This is a genomic window from Acidiphilium sp. JA12-A1 (assembly GCF_000724705.2).
GTDB lineage: Bacteria > Pseudomonadota > Alphaproteobacteria > Acetobacterales > Acetobacteraceae > Acidiphilium > Acidiphilium multivorum.
Window position 1 is genome coordinate 1 of record NZ_JFHO01000040.1, and the last position, 17006, is coordinate 17006.

The following is a 17006-nucleotide window of genomic DNA, read 5'->3' on the forward strand; positions in this document are numbered from 1 at the left end:
GTCGCCGATTATCGCGATCACTTCAAGGTCGGGACTTTGATCATTTGTCTGCTGAAGAATGTTATTCGCAACAGAAACGATCTGCGCCCGAAGTGGTGCCGGCAACGGATTGAGTGGATCGAGATTTGTAGCGAGAATCGTCTGCCAGAGCCTGCGGGCAGTTGCCAGTGCTCGTGTACGACTCAGATCATCGTCGGCCGCACGGAGCATAGAACTGACAGTGCGGAACACTTCGGCATCCTGCTCACGCTGACCTCGCAGTTGATTGGCGGATTCATAGGCTTTGAAGGCCTTTGCTGAATGAGACATTTACGATCCTTTTGATCACTGACATGACTGCAGAACGGCTGCTTCGTGGCGCATAATTCGCCGCGAAAGCTTAAGGGCTTCATAACAATCATCCGATTTTGCACATTCCAGCGCTCGGTCGAGGATCTCGCGGGCGAGCGCCGAAGTTGTCGCTTCCTTGAACTGCTCTATCAGTTCGCGGGCACGGACTAGCGCGGATTGGCGTTCTTCGTCCGTTCCGATATAGGCCGTCTGGAGAGCAAAATAGATCTGCTTCGCAGGCGTGTTGACCTCGTCTGGCCGCAGTATTTGTTTGCCGAACATGAAGCGTGCCTTCGCCGTCAACTCGATGCGTGACTTCGTGCGGAACCGGATCGGTGCGCCGTTGAGTATCATGATATCGCCTTGGCGAAGCTCCAGCACCAGAACCGACATATATTTATCCTTCGTAACGCGACTAGTAGGCCCGGCCTGCTATTGAAGCAGGCCGGGTTACGGCGGATGAATCAGATCAGCTTGGTGAGGATCGACGGCTGCTGGTTCGCTATGGAGAGGGCAGATGTTGCCAACTGCTGCTGGATCTGTAGCGACTGCAACTTTGCGGACTCCGCCGCCATATTGGCATCAACGAGCGCGCCGAGGCCATTGCTGAGCGCGTCCATTTTGTTCTGGTTATAGGTTATCTGCGCATCAACCTGGTTGGTCAGGTTACCGTAGGTGTTAAGATACGAACCGACATTGGAAACCTGGGTACTGAATGTACCACCAGCAGTCATCCAGTTTGTAATTGTGGTGGAACCTGCGGAGGCCGTGCCAAGCGACGTTCCAATCTTGCTTAGAGCAAGATAAACAGTTGTCATGCTCTGTGCTGCAATTTTAATCTGCCCGCCGGAGGCATCCGAAGAGACTTGCAGGGCCTTGCTCGTAAACGAAGATGACGAACTGGCCAGGGTGCCCGACGAAGCACCGATCAGCGCCTTACCATTATAGCTCGCGCCTTTGATGTAGTATTGTAAATTCTGAAGTTGCGACGAAAACTGCGCAACGTACTGGGACTTCTGGCTTGTAGAAATCGTTGAGCTCGACAGATTGACCAGTGTCGCATCCATGCTCTGCATAAGATTGGAGATATTGGTCAGTGCCGTGTTAGTGGTTGCAAGAAGTCCCTGGGTATCGCCGAGCTGCTGGTTCGCGGCAGTGAGGCCCGCCATATTTGTGCGAACCGACTGGGCAACAGCGAAAGCAGCACCATTGTCAACCGCGCTGCTGACAGAGTAGCCAGTGGAGATCTGGTTCTGAACGTTGTTCAGAGAAGTATTGATCGAGTTGAGAGTTTCAACGCCGACCATCGCGGCCGAGTTGGTGATGATCGAGCTAACAACGCCGGACATGCTTTGTATCCTTGGCTATAATTTAGTCTGTGGTCCGCGTTTTGCGGAGAAGACGTATTTTACGTCGAAGTCGTTAACGCCAGATGAAGTCCGCCTCAGATATATTGGGTAAGGCTCATTGTCTTCACCGCGGCGATAAGCTGGTACGAAGCCTGGAGTTGCGTTTGGGTGGCGGACAACTGGGAAAGGGTCTTGGTCATATCGACTTGATCGAACCCGGCAACCTGGTTGGTGAATGCGTTTGACGTCTGCTGGAGATCTGTGATTTGCGTATTCACCAGTGCCTGGTTGTTTCCCAGAGCGCCGGCGTCCTGTGCCATTGTATTGATTGCGTTACCGAGGCTGGTTGAGATCGCATTGGCGAAATTTGTGAAGCCCGAATTTGAAAGTTGCCCAGGCTGCAGGCTGCCGATAGCCGAAAGAGTGGCCAGAATATCCGTCATATAAGATCCGGTAGTATTCGTTCCCACGCTAGGACCGATGAACTGATTGGCATTTGCGGCGATACCGGTTGTAATCGGGACTCCCCCGGCACCCAGAACACTTGGGACGCCAGGATTACTAGCAAGAGTGCTTGAGAATGGGCTGTTCGTACTGTTACTTGCCGCCGCGAACACTCCAGAGACCGAAAGGCTGTTGGTAGCGCTCTGAATGCTGACATAGAACGCGGCACTCGTGAAACTGGTTGCATTCGGCACAGGCGGAACAGTACTGTCCTGACCTGAGAAGATGTATCGAGTTCCATCCTGACTATTGAGAAGGCTAGCGATCTGCGTGACCGCGCTACGCGCTGTGGCTGCTGCCGTACTCAATGCGCTCCCACTTAGGGAGTTGACACCTTCGAACTGCGTTAACGCTTTGGATGCAATATCGCTGATCGTCTGTATTGCATTCTGTTGCACGCCCATCTGGCCCTGTGCAACTTTCAAGTTTGAAATTGTATTGTTAAGCGTGGCGATTGACGAGTTCAAGATGAGCGTTTGGCCGGCGGATCCGGGCTGAGCAGTTTCGAGACCAGCATACGTCGTTGCGACATATCCTGTCTGCGATTGTATGGTTAGTTGCGCCAGTTTCTGACTTGTTATGCTCGAATCTGCTGCCAGTTGCTGGATTAGACCGAAGTTGCCAGTGGATAGGCTGGCAATTGATGTGCTCATTGGACCATCGCTTGGACGGCTTGCCACATTTGCTGTGCAATCGTCACTGTCTTTGCGTTTGCGGCGTATGCGTTTTGTAGTGTGACAAGAAGACTCATCTGTTGGTCGATATTGACGCCACTGGTTGAGGAGGCTTGAGCCTTGAGTGCGGTAACCAAGTTGCCGACATTTGAAACCTGGGTCTGAGCAGCGCTGCTTATCGAGGCTTCATTTGCCGTGAAGTTGGTCGCGATTGCCGACAGCGACCCAGACCCGGAGTAGGGAAGGGACACGGTGCCGGTTGCGTCGGTGTAAGCAGTGATTGCAGGAGGTTGAGCGCTCCCACCCACTGTGGTTGTGCCGAACGCGGAGTTCAGTACATTTTGGATCAATGCCGTGTAGCCAGCAGGGCCACCGGCAGGATTCGGTGGAATTGGCGTTCCGGAGGCGTTCGTGACGGTAACATTACCATCTCGGACCAGGGCGGGATTTGAAATGACTGCTGGATTTACTGTAATTACCGCAGAAAGACCTTTTGTTGCGGCCATTGGCACATTGCCAATAGGGTCTGTAAACAAGCTGAGGCCTGCTCCAGCGAACCGACTCGACAATGCCTGTGAGAATGAATCTAGTCCAGCTTGGATTTGTGGGAGTGTGGCGTTAATAAGTTGCTGCGCGCCGCCCAACTCGCCGCCAAAAGTAACTGGGGTTCCGCCAATCGAATACGACGTGTTATTTGTTGTGGTGGTTGCCGTGATCGGTGATGACCCATTAAGTGGCAATTGTATTCCGTTCGCCGTGAACAGGGCTATGGAGCCGTTCGTCTGCGTAAGTGCTTTGGCGCCGGTGAGCGATGCGATAGTTTGGATGGCTGCGTCACGCTGATTTGCTAGGTCGGCTGTACTTTTGTTCTGCTGCGCAAGATTGACGATCTGCGCATTCAGCGACCCAATCGTGCCGAGAGTCGAATTCAGTTTCTTGATATCTGCTGTAATCGTACTTGCCGCAGATTGGCCAGCCGATTGCAAGGTACTGGCAATTGAGTTGATCTGCCCCGTCAGTGTCTTTGCTGCACTTACGACCGTGTTCTGCTGTACGACATTCGATGGGTCGGTCATCAAGGTCTGGAAGCCAGACTGGACATTGGCGAGCAGGCTTGGCAGGTCGTTGCCTTGACCTGGCATGCCCATTACCTGATCAATGCCCGATAGTGTCGTTGATATGACGGCTTGATATGATTGCTGAGCGATCGAGTTGTTGACCTGTGTCTGTATGCTGGTGTTGACCTGACGGGTCGCCGGCGCGCTGATCACGCCGGAACCTTGGCCGCCCGCTGTCGCGGCGGACAGATTTGCGGTTTCAACTGAATAGCCGGACGTATTCGCGTTCGCAATGTTTTGCGAAACTACGGCCAATTGCTGATCGATCGCACTTAGGCCGCTGCTTGCGATCGCGAGTCCCGTGCCCACACTCATGCGTTGTATGATCCCGTGAAAAAATTACGGAAGGGTAAATTGTTACTGAACCATATTCACAGTGGTCGTGAGGATCTGCTGTGCAGCGGTGACGACCTTGGTATTTGCCGTATATGCCTGTTGGGCGTTGATTAGATCGGTAAACTGTGTGGCGATGTCGACGTTTGAGTTCTCGACGGAGCCGGTGACCAGAGCGCCTCCGCTGCCACCTACTGCATTGATTGTCGCGGCTCCGGAGGCTTGGGTGGCCGTCTCGATCTGTCCGCTCTTGTTTTGCAGCGCGTCGGGTGACGCGAAGGAGGCGAGGGGAATCTGGGCAATCTGTTTGGAGAAGCCGTTTGTATAGTTTGCGGTGATATTGCCTTGTGTGTCGATCGACAGGTTGCTGAATGCACCGGAAGGTGAGCCATTCTGGCTTACGCCCTGGAGATTCAGACTCGTGCCGGCGTATTGGGTGAGGCCGGCGGTGCTCCCGGGGGCTCCAAAATCCAGCGTGATGGGTTGCGCGCTGCCATTATAGCTCGGCGAGATCTGTAGTTGCCCGGCAGCAGGGGACGTTGTCCCAGTGCCCGCTGTGATCGAACTCAGCGTTCCGTTCGTATTGAAAGCCATAGTTGCGGAACCCACCGTCGAGGGTGTCGCGTTCGGTGAGGAGACGTTCAGTGTCCACGTATTTGCCGAACCAGTGACCGGAGACCAGCTTAGGTTGAGTGGCTGCATGTTGCCAAGCGAGTCGTAGACATCAACCTGAGTGGTGACGGGGGTCGAACTCGGTGTGGTTGGCAACGTCGCCGAAAGTGTAACATTGGAGGTCGGAACCGGCGGAGACGCCCCCTGCGAAACCTGGATCGGTGCGAGCGACGAAGTGTTGACGGTGCCTGTCGTCGGGTTGACGGACCACCCGTCAAGATAGGCGCCGGCGCCGTTTACAAGGTATCCGGATGAATTCAGGGTAAAATCGCCTGCGCGAGTGTAATATTGCTGAGCGTCGAATGTCTGCGTTGTCTTTCCAGCCGTGGTTGTGGTCGGACCGGGGAGACTGACGTTGAAGTATCCATTGCCGTTTATTGCCAGAGAGAGTGGATTGCTCGACTGCGTTATCGTCCCCTCAACCGTATTTGTGTATTCGGGATTGGCAACAACGGAATCGGGTCCATTATTGGAGGCCGTACTCTGAACAAGGTAGTTGGTGAAGTGAGTATTGACGCCCTTGTAGCCGATGGTCTGGGAGTTCGCGATGTTATCACTGATATTGGTGAACGCGCTGGACTGGGCCTGAAGGCCGCTGACCGAAGTATCCAAAGCACCGAAAATCGACATCCTGTCCTCAGCTCCATAGGGTTGGGGGCTTGCCCGTGGCACTATCGCACATGTCTTGTGCCGCAACGGGCTGCATCCGTTCGCTGACCGTCCTGCACGAAGCGTGCCAAGTGTGGGAACTGAGTTTTGCAGTCATTCGGTCCCATAGTTGAAATTGCCTACCCGGCAGAATCGGCCGGGTTTCATGGATACAGCCCTGCAAATTTTGCCGGCTTGCCTCCGAGAATGCAGCGCCAGCCGCCTTTCGTCGCGTATTTTTGTTTGGCCGATATCTTGCATGTGGGGCGGCATGAGCATTGGAACCGCCATTTCCGCCGTGCCGGCTACGTCGACTGCGAGCGCAGCCGCCGGCGCGACTTCAGGATGCGGAACTGCAGCGTCGGCGTCGACAAGCGCCGTGCCGACGTCGGATTCGTCCGGGCCCGCGAGTGTTTCAGGTACTCGCACCATAAGCGCGGGGCAGGGGAGTGCGGATTGCGGTGCCGGTAAGGCCGCTTCAGGCTCGTTTAGCGCGGCTCTCGCCGGCGCATCGGCATCATCGTCCCAGCACGCGGCGGGAAATGCGTCCCAGTCACCAAGCTCGACCACGGACGCGAAATCTGCGTCCGATCCACATGCTCATCATGGCAACAGTAATGGAACGTCATCCGCCGCCCTGATGCGCGATCGGACGGCCTCACCGCCGGGCGCTGCTTATGCCAATGCGCAGGGCATGGCTCCTGTCTCTACGGAACACGGCAAGGCGGCGAATAAGAGCGGCCATCATGATCTTGCCCGGGCCACCGCGGCGCCCTCTTCGGGCCAGGCGCAGCAGGCGCAGCAGGCGCAGCAGGCGCAGGCTGTGCAGACCTCGCAGCCACCGCCCGTATCAGCGGGCCTACCGGCTCAGGCCTCCGCCGCGTTGGCCGTCCAAGCATTGTCTTCGCATCAGGTCGCCGATATTGCTCCACAGTCTGACTCTCATGCGTCCGTGGTACCCGGTTTGGCGAGGCAAGTGACACCGGCTACCGACGCCAAGGCACAGTCGGTCCCTGTTGAGGGTTCCGCAGGCTCGCCCGGGTCAGCCACTACCGGGTCGTCGTCTCAACAGGCGGCATCTTCAGGAAGCACGACCTCGGGCGTCCCCCATTCAACAATCGACTCCCTGGCCCGTGAGGCGATCGGCCGTCTCCAATCGGCGGCAGGCGGGCAGGCCCACCACACGGCTGCTGCCGGTCCGTCATCATCCGCGACCGCTCATGCGAGTGCCGAGACACGGATATCTGCGACATCAGCCAATTCGACGGTCGCAAGACAGGTTCAACCGGCAATGTCGTCGGCAGGACCGGCTCCAGTGGTGAATGTCTCGTCATCTGCAGTTCCGGCCCTTCCAGGGGGAGGGGAGACGAATGGTGCGGCCAGTAGCGCCTCTTCGAATTCCGTGTCCGGACAGATCGCGGCCGCGTTGGTCGGCGTCAGCCAGATCCAGCCGCCTCAGGGCAGCTCAAGCGCGACGCCAGGCACACGTCTCACCATCGCTTTGGCGCCCCCTGCCATCGGAACCGTGACGCTTCAGATCGATCGCCATGCTGATGGGAGTTTGACTGTTGCGATCGGCGCATCGCATGCTGACACCCTCCAGCAACTGCAGAACGATCGGAATACTCTAAATCAGGTCCTGACGCAGGCCGGTCTGCCGGACACCCATCGAACAGTTACGTTCGACCTGATTGCGCCGCACGCAGACGCTTCTGGTTCGCATCAGGCTAGCGTTGGCGCCGGTGCGAACGGATTTGGTGGTGGCTTCTCCCTTGCCGGAGGCGGGCCTAACGGTGGTTCATCGGGTAGCGAGGGAAGTGGCCGGTTGCCCGTCTACGTACGGAGTCCCGCTGCCGCAGCGGGCATTGCATCAGCCGTGGACACGGTATCATCCGTTCCGGCCGTGACGTTGCGTCGCTTCGGCGTGAACGTCGTGGCCTGACCCAAATCTTCATTTGCAGCGCCGAATTCAATCCAAAAGGAGATCTTCATGACCAGCAGCGTCGCATCAGTTGCCTATCAGCAGAGTCAGCTCACGGCAGCCGCGAATGCCGCCGCTGCAGGCATCGGCTCGTCGACGTCATCAAGCGGTACGAGTGGTGCGTCTGGCACGAGCAGCACATCCGGCACGAGTGGCAATTCCACGACGAGCGCGCTCGGCGCCCTGTCGTCGAACTACAATGACTTCCTGACCATGCTCACGACCCAGTTGCAGAACCAGGATCCAACCAGTCCGATGAGTTCAAGCCAGTTCACCTCGGAACTCGTACAGTTCTCTCAGGTCGAACAGCAGATCAGCACGAACCAGAGCCTGACTCAGCTATTGCAGCTGACCCAGGCCGGCGACCTGACCCAGGCGAGTTCAATGCTGGGAAGCAAGGTGACCGCTACATCGAGCCAGTTGCCGCTGCAGAACGGAACCGGGACGCTCAATTTCACCGCGCCGACTTCGGGGCCGGTCGCCATCGCGGTGTATAACGGTGCGGGGCAACAGATTCTCGATACGTCGATGAACGCGACAGCCGGCAGCAATTCCTGGACCTGGAATGGCAAGGATGCAAGCGGCACTACGGTGCCGGACGGTGCCTACAAGGTTGCGGTGGTCGAAGGAGGCGCGAATGGCAGCACGACGACCCTGCCGTTCACGGTCACCGGAACCGCGACCGGTGTCACCAGCGGGTCGAACAGCGTCTCTCTCCAGATGGGCGGCGTTTCGGTACCTTTCACCGCGGTTACCAACGTCACAAAGTAACGGTCGGCCGGCGCTTACGGCTGAGGATCGACGCACAAAAAGAAGCGCGCCCGGGCACGATGCCAGGGCGCGCATTTTTAGTGGCCGGCTGTCTCAGAAGTTATATTCGAGATAGAAGCGGCTGCTGAAATAGGGATTATGATTGTATTGCGTGTAGCCAGCCCGGTTTTCTGCTTGCGCTATATCGGTATCCTCGGCGACCGAGAGCCCTTTCAGCACCGATGAGAGATCATACGATGCGCTAGCATCAAGTGCCCAAAGTTGCTGGTTCGGGATATAGTTCGTGCTCGAGAAACCGTAAGCGCCACCATACGTATAGTTTCTGGAGTCGCCGCCGAACCCATAGCGTGCAAGGTAGCGAATGTACGAGACGTCAACCTTCAGCTTCTTGTTGAGGAAAGCGTAGCTCGTCGTCACACCATATGCATAGCCTGGCCCCAGATTCGCGATGCCGGTTTGCATGGTATCTGTAAAGGAAGTGCCGGTATTATCGTTGTACGGGTGCACAACACCGCCATGATGGAACGAATTGTACTCGGTCGGCGCGTAGTCGCCAACCAGCGCAATGCTACCATCGCCGAAGGAATATCCTAATTTTGCACCATAGACATGTGCATTGACGCTACCAACATTATTATTCGTCAGAGCGGCGATATTGTTAGAATTTCCAGCGGAATTGCCTTCCGTCAGGGCCTGGACTGCGCCGAAGATGGCCTGGCCATTGCTCAAGGGTTGCACTACGTCGAGTTGGCCATAAACCATCTGCGCGTACTGATAGAAATCATAATACCAGGCCTGCGCGGTCAACTGCATAGAGCCGACGTCGCCGTGATACCGGGCGCCGATGGCGATAAAGCCGTTGGTCGGCTTCGTGCCGGAGTAGCGGTTGGCTGCAGTAAATGAGCTGCTGTAGCGGCTTTCGTAATCAAACATCCGGGTCATGAAGACGCTGAACGCAGCGGGATTATCTTCGAGACTCAGCGCGCCTGCATCGACCTTGTCGGAGCCATTGCCAAGCACGTTCACAACACCGGCAACGCCCATGAAGGCGCGCGGGTTGAACGTGTAGTAGTCCTGATTGGCGTAGGGCGTCTGGATCAGCTGACGGCCGAAACGGATTTCCACTTTCGGCGTCTGATACTGCAGATAAGCCTGCCGGAACGACTGGATGCCAAAATACGAACCGGTCAGTTCGCTGTCGTAGTGTGTGTCGTTCTTGCTGTAGAGGCCGAGCGACTGCGCCGTGTAACCGCCAAGGCCAACACTGAACCCGTTGAACGATCCGGTGTGGGCAATCAGATGCCCGCCGATCGCGAAGGAGTGAGTGCTCTTCGAAGTGTGACCATTATTTGCATAATCGAAGTGAATCGCCCCGATCATGCCCTGGAAGGTGGTCTGCCGCAGTGCGTCGCCCAGGCTCTGCGCGTGCGCGAGCGGTGCGAGGCCGAAAAGGCTGATCACGCCTGCGGCGCATGCTGCGCGGCGCAGCTTCCGCGTCGCAGACCGGGCCGGGACGTCGCCCGCCTGGTTGCTAATGTTTCGCATTATGGTTGAACCTCCATGTTGAAAGACTTTTTTGCTGGCGAAATCCGCGCCTTGCGCGCAGATCCTGCCCGCTGCTTCGCCATCTGCAACGGGTAGACGGGGGCATTGACCGCGCCGGGCCACGCCACGTGGAAGACGCGCGGAAACTGCGTCGCGCGCGAAATTGTGCAAACTGGATGATGTGCTTCAGTCGCCGACGTCGGCATTGTTCCGTCCCCGTTTGATTTCTGTGCCGCGCTGCCCCGAGCTCGCTTGCACGAATTATTTTTACTCTTTAAGAAACCACTAGAGAGGAGCGTTTTCAATGTCAAGAAAGATTCATATCGGTGGCGTCGCGGCTCGGACGGCGCGATGATTCGGCCGGCGAGGGGGCGCGGATGACCCGCGCGCGCGTGAATTCTGCCCTGGTGCGGCGCATCAATTCGGCGCGGCTGTTCCACATGATCCGCCAGAATCCAGGCATCTCGCAGCAGAAGCTTTCGCAGATTTCCGGTATCGATCCTGCGACCATTTCGATCATCATCAACAATCTTGAATCGGGCGGCATTGTTCGGCGCGACACTGATGCGCCGACCGGCCGAGCCGGGCGGCCAACCACGGCGCTGAGCCTTGATCCGCGAGCCGGATATCTCGCGGGTATCAGCGTCGAACCGGACGCCATCCGCATCGTGATCTCGACCATCGACGGTACCGCCTGCGCCGATCTCGCGGTGCCCGGCAGCACGGCGCCAGAGGCTGCAATCGCCGCCGCCCGCAGCGGCGTTACCGCAGCCTTGCGCTCGTTGCGCGCCACGCGCGCCACGCTTCTTGCCGCGGGAGTCGCCATGCCAGCGCTCGTCTCGACCGGCGGGCGTATCGTCTTCGCGCCCAATATCGGGTGGCGTGATCTCGATGTCGCCGAAAATCTCGCCCAGAAACTGAAGGTGCCGGTCCGTGTCGAGAACGACGTGAAGGCGGCAGCCTTGGCGGAGCACCTCTTCGGAGCAAGCCGCGACATAGCCGATTTCGTTTACGTGATGGGTCGTTCGGGCATCGGCGGCGGGCTCTATTTGATGGGTGAGCTTTACCGCGGCCCTCATGGACTGGCTGGCGAAATCGGCCACATGAAGATTGTGCCCGGCGGACGTGCCTGTGGTTGCGGTGGTCAGGGCTGCTTCGAAGCCTATGTATCCGAAAAGGCAATCCTGAGCGATCTCGCCGCCCGAGGCCACGGGGCGAGAGATGTCGCTTCCGTCCGCAAGGCCTGCGAGGCTGGCGACCCCGTGGCACGCGCCGTGCTCGCCGAGGCCGGGCGTCATCTCGGGCTCGCCTTGGCGAACCTGATCAACATTATCAGTCCGCGCCGTATCGTGCTCGGCGGCAGCCTCGCGCAGCTCGCGCCGTTCCTGCTGCCCGCGGCGATGGAGACGCTGGAAGCCAATGCGCTTGCGGCTATCTATAGAGATGTCGAGATCGTCGTCTCCGAGATGAGCGGCAGTGCGGCGGCGATGGGCGGCATAGCCCTCGCGCTCCAGCAATTTCTCGATGATCCGCCGGTTCGCCTCGATCGCGCGCGCCCCACGCCTTCGCCCTGAAATCCCGATCGACTCTCCGGCCACGCAAAAACCCAGCATGTCGCCGTTCAGTTGCCTCCCAGTTGACGGCACCCGAGCCGAGCGCCGCATGACTCTTACATATTTTGGGCAGTTTTTCCGGGTGCAGGCACGTGGGTCAAGTGTAAATGACAGAATTGCGTCGGCTGGCGAGCAACTAATGAAGAGTGTTGCAGATTTGCCAAACCTGGCGGCAGGAAATTTGAAGGTTGCAAGAAGGCATCGAGATTGTTCCAGATGTCTGATTTTCCGCCAGAAATGAGGCGTTGGCCCAATGCGTGGAAGAGGCCAACGGGCAATCTGATTTCGAGTTTTTGCGATGTCGAAAGTTATGGCGTCAGATATGCTGCGCTGCAGATTCGCCTGATCGGATCGCCCCTTCAATGGTCGAGGGCAGGCCGGTCGCGGTATAGTCCCCGGCGAGGCGCAGGTTGACGAGCCGGGTGCTTGAGCCCGGTCGGCGCGCAAGCTGTTCCGGTGTCGCAGCGAAGGTTGCACGCTTCTCCTTCACAACGCGCCACGGAGGCATGGCGCGTGGCAGACCGAAACCTCGGCGCAGATCGGACCACACTTCGGCGGCAAGGCGATCGGTCTCCTGCTCGAGACGGTCATTCGCCGCGCTGATGGTCACGGAGACCACTTCGGGTTTCTCGAACACCCATTCGGCGGCACCGCCGATCAGGCCGTAGAAGCCGGCCGGCCCCGGATCGATGCCGGCACGGAAATGCAGGTTGATGATCGCCTCGTGGGCGTCGGGCACGGTGAGGCCGGGCAGCAGTTCGGCCGCGACCCAGGGTGGAGTGGCCAAGATGACCCGTTCGTCGGACCCGACGATCTCATCGACATTGGGGCCGACCAGGCCGGTCACCCGCGCATCGGTCATCGTCAGTCCGGCGATCCGCGCACCGAAGCGCAATTCGGCCCCGCTTGCGCGCAGAAAGGCGAGGGCGGGATCGACAAGGCTCTCCGAAAGCCCGATCTTCGGCATACGCGGTATGGTCGCGGCGCCTCCGCGCGCGAGGCTTTCCCGGACAACCGCGGCCAGCGGCGCAGCGGAGGCCGTCTCCGGTTTCGTGTTGAGCGCCGCGATCGCCAGCGGTTCGAGCAGCCGATCATACAACGTGCCCAATCCGCCAAGCATCCCGGCCACTGTGTCTGTTACCGCCGCGCGTTCGAGCCGGCGCAGCGCGAGATAGTCCAGCGCGTCAGTGCCAGGCACGCGCCAATCCCGGCGCAGCACCCACCAAGGCAGCCTGCCGCGGTTGAGCCGCAGCGTCCAGGCATCGCCGGAAATAAGGTCGATGAACGGAAAAAGCGGGCGGCTCGGCCCGGTCAGCGTTTCCTCGGCGCCGATCCGCCGCAGATAGGCCATCGTGCTGCGGTTGCCCGACAGCAGAAGGTGGTTGCCATTGTCGATGCGGCAGCCAAGTGCGGCGTCGTGATAGGAGCGGCAGCGCCCACCGGCCCATTTCGCCGCCTCGTACAGCACCACCCGGCGCCCCCGCGCGGCGAGGGTTGTCGCGGCGGACAGCCCGGCCATGCCGGCGCCGATCACATGGACGCGGGTCATCGGTGCCGGTCGGTCCGGATGAGAAGCTCGGCGGCAAGGCGCAGCTTGCGCCAGGCTGGCAGGCTGGGCCGGCGCTCGGGATGGGCGAAACCCGCCGCGCGCATCACCCCCAGCAACGGCCGATAGGCATCCGCCATCATTCGTGCCGGCAGCACGGCGCGGCGGTCGCAGCCGCGCATCGCGGCAGCGGCCTCAGCGAAATGTTGCTCGGCCAGCCCGGCGATCTCGGCCATTGCCCGCTTCAGCCCCGGATCGGCCAGCAGCGTTGCCGGATTGGCAGCAGCATCGGCAGCCTCCAGCGCCTCGCGCGGGAGATATATTCGCCCCCGCGCCGCATCCTCGCCGACATCGCGCAGGATGTTGGTGAGTTGCAACGCCCGGCCGAGATGATGTGCCACCCTGTCGCCCTGTGCCGAAACCTCGCCGAACACCCGGATCGACAGGCGTCCCACTGCCGAGGCCACGCGGTCGCAATAAAGATCGAGCACCGCCATGTCGGGCGCGATGATCGGCTTGCCCGCATCCATCTCCATCCCGTCGATGATCGCGTGGAAATCCTCCCGCCGCAGCGCGTAGCGCAGCGAGGCATCGCGCAGCAGGCGGGTGACCGGGTCATCACCGCCTTCGGGCAGCGCGTCGATCCGCCGGCGCCAGGCATCGAGCCCTTCGCGCTTCGCCGCAAGCGGCGCCTCTTCGTCGGCGATATCGTCCACGATCCGGCAGAACGTGTAGATTGCATACATCGCGGTGCGGCGCGGCGCAGGGAGAACACTCATGCCGCGATAGAAGGACGTGCCGGCGGCGCGCGTCGCGGCGGCGACGGTTGCGGCGTCATCGGCGAAGCGCGCGGCGTTGGCGGGAATGAACATCAGAGCAGGCGTGGAAGGCCGGCGAGTACGGCGCTGATGGCGTCGTTACGGCGCAGCTTCACGCGCCCGGCCAGCGGGTCCTCCCGCAATAGGCGGCGGTGCAGCCGGCGGGCGAGGCCAACGATGATCGCCGTCTCCACCCGCAACCCGCGGGCGACCACGAATCCCGGAAGACGCGCCGCCTTCGCGTTCAACTCCGCCGTCCTTTTCAGCATCGCATCGAACACCGAGCGCAGTGCCGGCGGGGTCGCCTTCGCGGTGACGGCGTCCGGCCCGAGCCCGACCGCCTGCAACCAGTCACCGGGGATGTAGGATCGGTCGAGGGTGTCGAAATCCTTCGCGCAATCCTGAAGGTGGTTGAGCACCTGCAGGCTGGCGCACAGCGCGTCGGAGGCAGGCCAACTCTGGCGGCTCTCGCCGTGCAGATCGAGCACGTAACGTCCGACCGGCGCCGCCGAATAGCGACAATAGCGCATCAACTCGTCCCAACTCGCATAGCGTGTCTTGGTCGCATCCTGCCGGAAGGCAACGAGCAATTCGCGCGCATGGACCGGATCGACGTTGGTCTCCGCCAGGCTCTCGCGAAGCCGTGCCGCCGAAGGCGAACGCGTCGGATCGTCGCCGTCCAGCACCGCTTCCATTGCATCGAGGCGGGCGATCTTTTCCGCCGGAGCAAGATCGGGATGATCGGCGATGTCGTCGGCATTGCGCGCGAACGCGTAATAGGCATGCACGTGCCGGCGCAGCCCGGCGCGAATCAGCCAAGAGCCGACCGGGAAATTCTCGTCACCGCGGTCCTTGCCAGAAGCGTGTTCGATGCTCGCGGCGGCACTCATGCGTCGGCTCCATAATCGCGGCTTTTCCAGGCAGCCCCCGTGCCACGCCAGTAGCGCAGTGCGGAGGCCAACGTCGCCTCCATATAGACAAGCGCGATCAGCGGTAGTGCCAGCCCCCAATACCAGCCGCGTCCGTAGCGCCGCAGCGTCGGCTGATAGCTCAGCACCGCGAGCAGCGAGGCAATCAGCCCGCACAAGGCCGCGACTTCATGCCCGAAAACGAGGGCAAGCGGCGGCACCAGCCAGACGACCGCCAGCCCAGCCAGCGTGAGCGCGAGCAGCAGCCCGGAATAATGCAGCTGGGTAAAGGCAGTGCGCGAGATCATCGCCCTGATGTCGGCAAGCCGCGGATAGGGGCGGATCGAGCGAGCGAGGCCGGAATGCCCGAGGAACACGGCGCCGCCGCGCTTGACCCGGCCGGCCAGCGTGACGTCGTCGATCAGCGCGCCGTGCATCGCCGCGAGCCCGCCAGCCCGCTCCAGCGCCTCGCGCCGGATCAGCACCGTGCCGCCGGCCGCGGCGGCGGTGCCGTCGAGCGGATCGTTCACGCGGGCGAACGGGTAGAGCATCTGGAAGAAGTAGACGAAAGCCGGCACCAGCGCGCGTTCGGCGGCGCTTTCGCAGTTCAGACGCACCATTTCCGAAACCATGTCGAGCCGCGCGCCGCGCTCCGGTGTCACCAACCTCGCGGCCAGCGTCGCCAGATGCCGCGGATCGTGAACAATATCGGCATCGGTGAACAGCAGCACTGGCGCCGCGCCGTGCGCCACTCCCTGCTCCAATGCCCAGAGTTTGCCCGACCAGCCGGCTGGCTTGTCGCCGCCGCGCAGCAGGGCAAAGCGCGGATCGCCGTTCGCCGCCCGGATCGCGATGTCGCCTGTGCGATCCGTACTGCCATCGTCGACCAGGATCACCCGGAACGGCCCGGCATAATCCTGAGCCAGCAGCGATTGCACGACCGCCCCGATCGTTTCCGCCTCGTCGCGCGCAGGCACGATGATGTCCACCGGAACCGCGGTTGCCGGCCGCGCCGGGGCGAGTTCCGGGCCGCTCTGCCAGAACTGGCCGTGCAGCAGATATAGGTAGATCCAAGCCAGCAGCGCGAGCAGGGCAAGCAGGGTCATGCGGTCGCTCCATCCGGCTCGAAGGCGAGGCTCGGCAGCAGGCCGCGGCGGCAGAAATCGGCGAGCGCATCGCGCATCGCTTCCTCTGCCGGGCGGGCATGATAGCCGAGTTCCCGAACGGCCTTCTCCGAAGAATAGAACATCCGCTTTCGCGCCATGGTCAGCATGTCGCGCGTCATCAGCGGCTCATGGCCCGAGATCCGCGCCCAGGCTTCCATGAGCGCCGCAACCGGCATCAGCGGGCCGATCGGCAATTTTACCCGTGGCGGCGGCTTGCCGGCCAGCCGTGTGATCATTCGCCCGATTTCGGAGAGCATGAGATTCTCGCCACCGAGAATATAGCTCTCGCCGCGCCGTCCCCGCGTCAGAGCAAGCACATGACCCTCGGCGACGTCATCCACATGCACGATGTTCATGCCGGTCTCGACATAGGCCGGCATATGGCCGCGAGCGGCGTCCAGCACCATGCGGCCGGTCGGCGTCGGCTTGATGTCGCCTGGTCCAACCGGGGCGGCCGGATTGACGATGACGATATCCAACCCCTCGGCGACAAGCTTCTTCACCGCCAACTCGGCCTCGTATTTCGACCGCTTGTAGGGGCCGACATGATCCGCCGCCGCATGCGGCGTCGCCTCGTCGGCCGGGCTGCCATCGTGAGTCAGGCCGAGAGCGGCGACGCTGCTGGTATAGACCATCCGGCACGCCCCGTCCGCCTGTGCCGCGCGGAACAGGGCAATGGTGCCGTCGATATTCACCGCCCGCATCGCCGCCGGATCGGGCACGTAGAGACGATAATCGGCGGCCACGTGAAAGATGTGCGAGCAGCCCTCGACCGCTTGCGCCAACGAGTTTGGATCGGTGAGGTCACCGACCACCCGCTCGCCGGGCAGTTGCGCGAGATTGCGCATGTCGCTCGAAGCGCGGTGCATCAGCCGCAGCCTGAAACCGTGCCGGACCAGCGCTCGGGCCACGGCGGCGCCGACGAAGCCGGTCGCGCCGGTGACAAGAACCGGCCGGTCGTCGGCGATGGGGCGCGCAACCGTCTCGAGCGGAGAAGAAGAATCGCTGCTCATGCCTGCCATGGAAAAAT

The 17006-nt window shown here is 60.7% G+C and carries 16 protein-coding genes; 3 read left to right on the forward strand and 13 right to left on the reverse strand.

The genetic code is table 11. The annotated features are described in order from the left end of the window. The 7 genes from RT91_RS20450 to RT91_RS22510 all read right to left on the reverse strand — a co-directional run. Positions 1 to 309: flagellar biosynthesis regulator FlaF (locus RT91_RS20450; protein ID WP_152982808.1), on the reverse strand; the 309-nt coding region annotated here is incomplete at its 3' end. Between the two features lie 15 nt (positions 310 to 324). Then, positions 325 to 723 (reverse strand): flagellar biosynthesis repressor FlbT, encoded by a 399-nt coding sequence (locus RT91_RS07595; protein WP_007423973.1) that lies wholly within the window; start codon positions 721 to 723, stop codon positions 325 to 327. Positions 724 to 794: 71 nt separating this feature from the next. Continuing rightward, positions 795 to 1679 (reverse strand): flagellin, encoded by an 885-nt coding sequence (locus RT91_RS07600; RefSeq protein ID WP_011941284.1) that lies wholly within the window; start codon positions 1677 to 1679, stop codon positions 795 to 797. 95 nt (positions 1680 to 1774) lie between these two features. Next, positions 1775 to 2836 carry a flagellin gene (locus tag RT91_RS20455; protein WP_082468561.1) on the reverse strand — a complete coding sequence of 354 codons (1062 nt, stop codon included), beginning with the start codon at positions 2834 to 2836 and terminating at the stop codon, positions 1775 to 1777. Continuing rightward, on the reverse strand, positions 2833 to 4290 hold the full coding sequence (gene flgK / locus RT91_RS20460; protein ID WP_082468562.1) for a flagellar hook-associated protein FlgK: 1458 nt from the start codon (positions 4288 to 4290) through the stop codon (positions 2833 to 2835). The genes RT91_RS20455 and flgK overlap by 4 nt, the downstream gene beginning before the upstream one ends. A 42-nt stretch (positions 4291 to 4332) precedes the next feature. Continuing rightward, a complete protein-coding gene (gene flgE / locus RT91_RS07610) occupies positions 4333 to 5610 on the reverse strand; it encodes a flagellar hook protein FlgE (RefSeq protein ID WP_011941286.1) in 1278 nt (425 codons plus the stop codon). A 132-nt stretch (positions 5611 to 5742) separates the two neighbouring features. Then, positions 5743 to 6198 (reverse strand): hypothetical protein, encoded by a 456-nt coding sequence (locus RT91_RS22510; RefSeq protein WP_240314234.1) that lies wholly within the window; start codon positions 6196 to 6198, stop codon positions 5743 to 5745. Positions 6199 to 7030: 832 nt separating this feature from the next. Here RT91_RS22510 and RT91_RS22515 point away from each other — a divergent pair. Together RT91_RS22515 and RT91_RS07620 are read left to right on the forward strand one after the other, a co-directional pair. Then, entirely contained in the window at positions 7031 to 7570 is a 540-nt protein-coding gene (locus tag RT91_RS22515; protein ID WP_240314235.1) for a flagellar hook-length control protein FliK, read from the forward strand. A gap of 48 nt (positions 7571 to 7618) precedes the next feature. Then, positions 7619 to 8380 (forward strand): flagellar hook assembly protein FlgD, encoded by a 762-nt coding sequence (locus RT91_RS07620; protein WP_007421308.1) that lies wholly within the window; start codon positions 7619 to 7621, stop codon positions 8378 to 8380. 93 nt (positions 8381 to 8473) lie between these two features. Here RT91_RS07620 and RT91_RS07625 read toward each other — a convergent pair whose 3' ends face one another. Beyond that, on the reverse strand, positions 8474 to 9925 hold the full coding sequence (locus RT91_RS07625; RefSeq protein WP_011941289.1) for a hypothetical protein: 1452 nt from the start codon (positions 9923 to 9925) through the stop codon (positions 8474 to 8476). A gap of 326 nt (positions 9926 to 10251) precedes the next feature. Here RT91_RS07625 and RT91_RS07630 point away from each other — a divergent pair, with 326 nt between their 5' ends. Further along, positions 10252 to 11499, forward strand: coding sequence for an ROK family transcriptional regulator (locus RT91_RS07630; protein ID WP_035186559.1), 1248 nt, complete (start codon positions 10252 to 10254; stop codon positions 11497 to 11499). 355 nt (positions 11500 to 11854) lie between these two features. Here the strand turns inward: RT91_RS07630 and hpnE are convergent, their stop codons facing one another. Genes hpnE through hpnA form a run of 5 tightly spaced genes read right to left on the reverse strand, consistent with a single transcriptional unit; the run spans position 11855 to position 16989 of the window. Then, complete coding sequence (gene hpnE / locus RT91_RS07635; RefSeq protein WP_035186560.1) at positions 11855 to 13087, reverse strand: hydroxysqualene dehydroxylase HpnE; 1233 nt, start codon at positions 13085 to 13087, stop codon at positions 11855 to 11857. Beyond that, positions 13084 to 13956, reverse strand: a complete 873-nt coding sequence (hpnD, locus tag RT91_RS07640; protein WP_035186563.1) for a presqualene diphosphate synthase HpnD — start codon at positions 13954 to 13956, stop codon at positions 13084 to 13086. The genes hpnE and hpnD overlap by 4 nt, the downstream gene beginning before the upstream one ends. Further along, a complete protein-coding gene (gene hpnC / locus RT91_RS07645) occupies positions 13956 to 14792 on the reverse strand; it encodes a squalene synthase HpnC (protein WP_007424606.1) in 837 nt (278 codons plus the stop codon). The genes hpnD and hpnC overlap by 1 nt, the downstream gene beginning before the upstream one ends. Continuing rightward, positions 14789 to 15916, reverse strand: coding sequence for a glycosyltransferase (locus tag RT91_RS07650; RefSeq protein WP_007424607.1), 1128 nt, complete (start codon positions 15914 to 15916; stop codon positions 14789 to 14791). Before RT91_RS07650 ends, hpnC begins: the two co-directional genes overlap by 4 nt. Further along, positions 15913 to 16989 carry a hopanoid-associated sugar epimerase gene (gene hpnA / locus RT91_RS07655; RefSeq protein ID WP_050807223.1) on the reverse strand — a complete coding sequence of 359 codons (1077 nt, stop codon included), beginning with the start codon at positions 16987 to 16989 and terminating at the stop codon, positions 15913 to 15915. The genes RT91_RS07650 and hpnA overlap by 4 nt, the downstream gene beginning before the upstream one ends. Positions 16990 to 17006 lie beyond the last annotated feature (17 nt).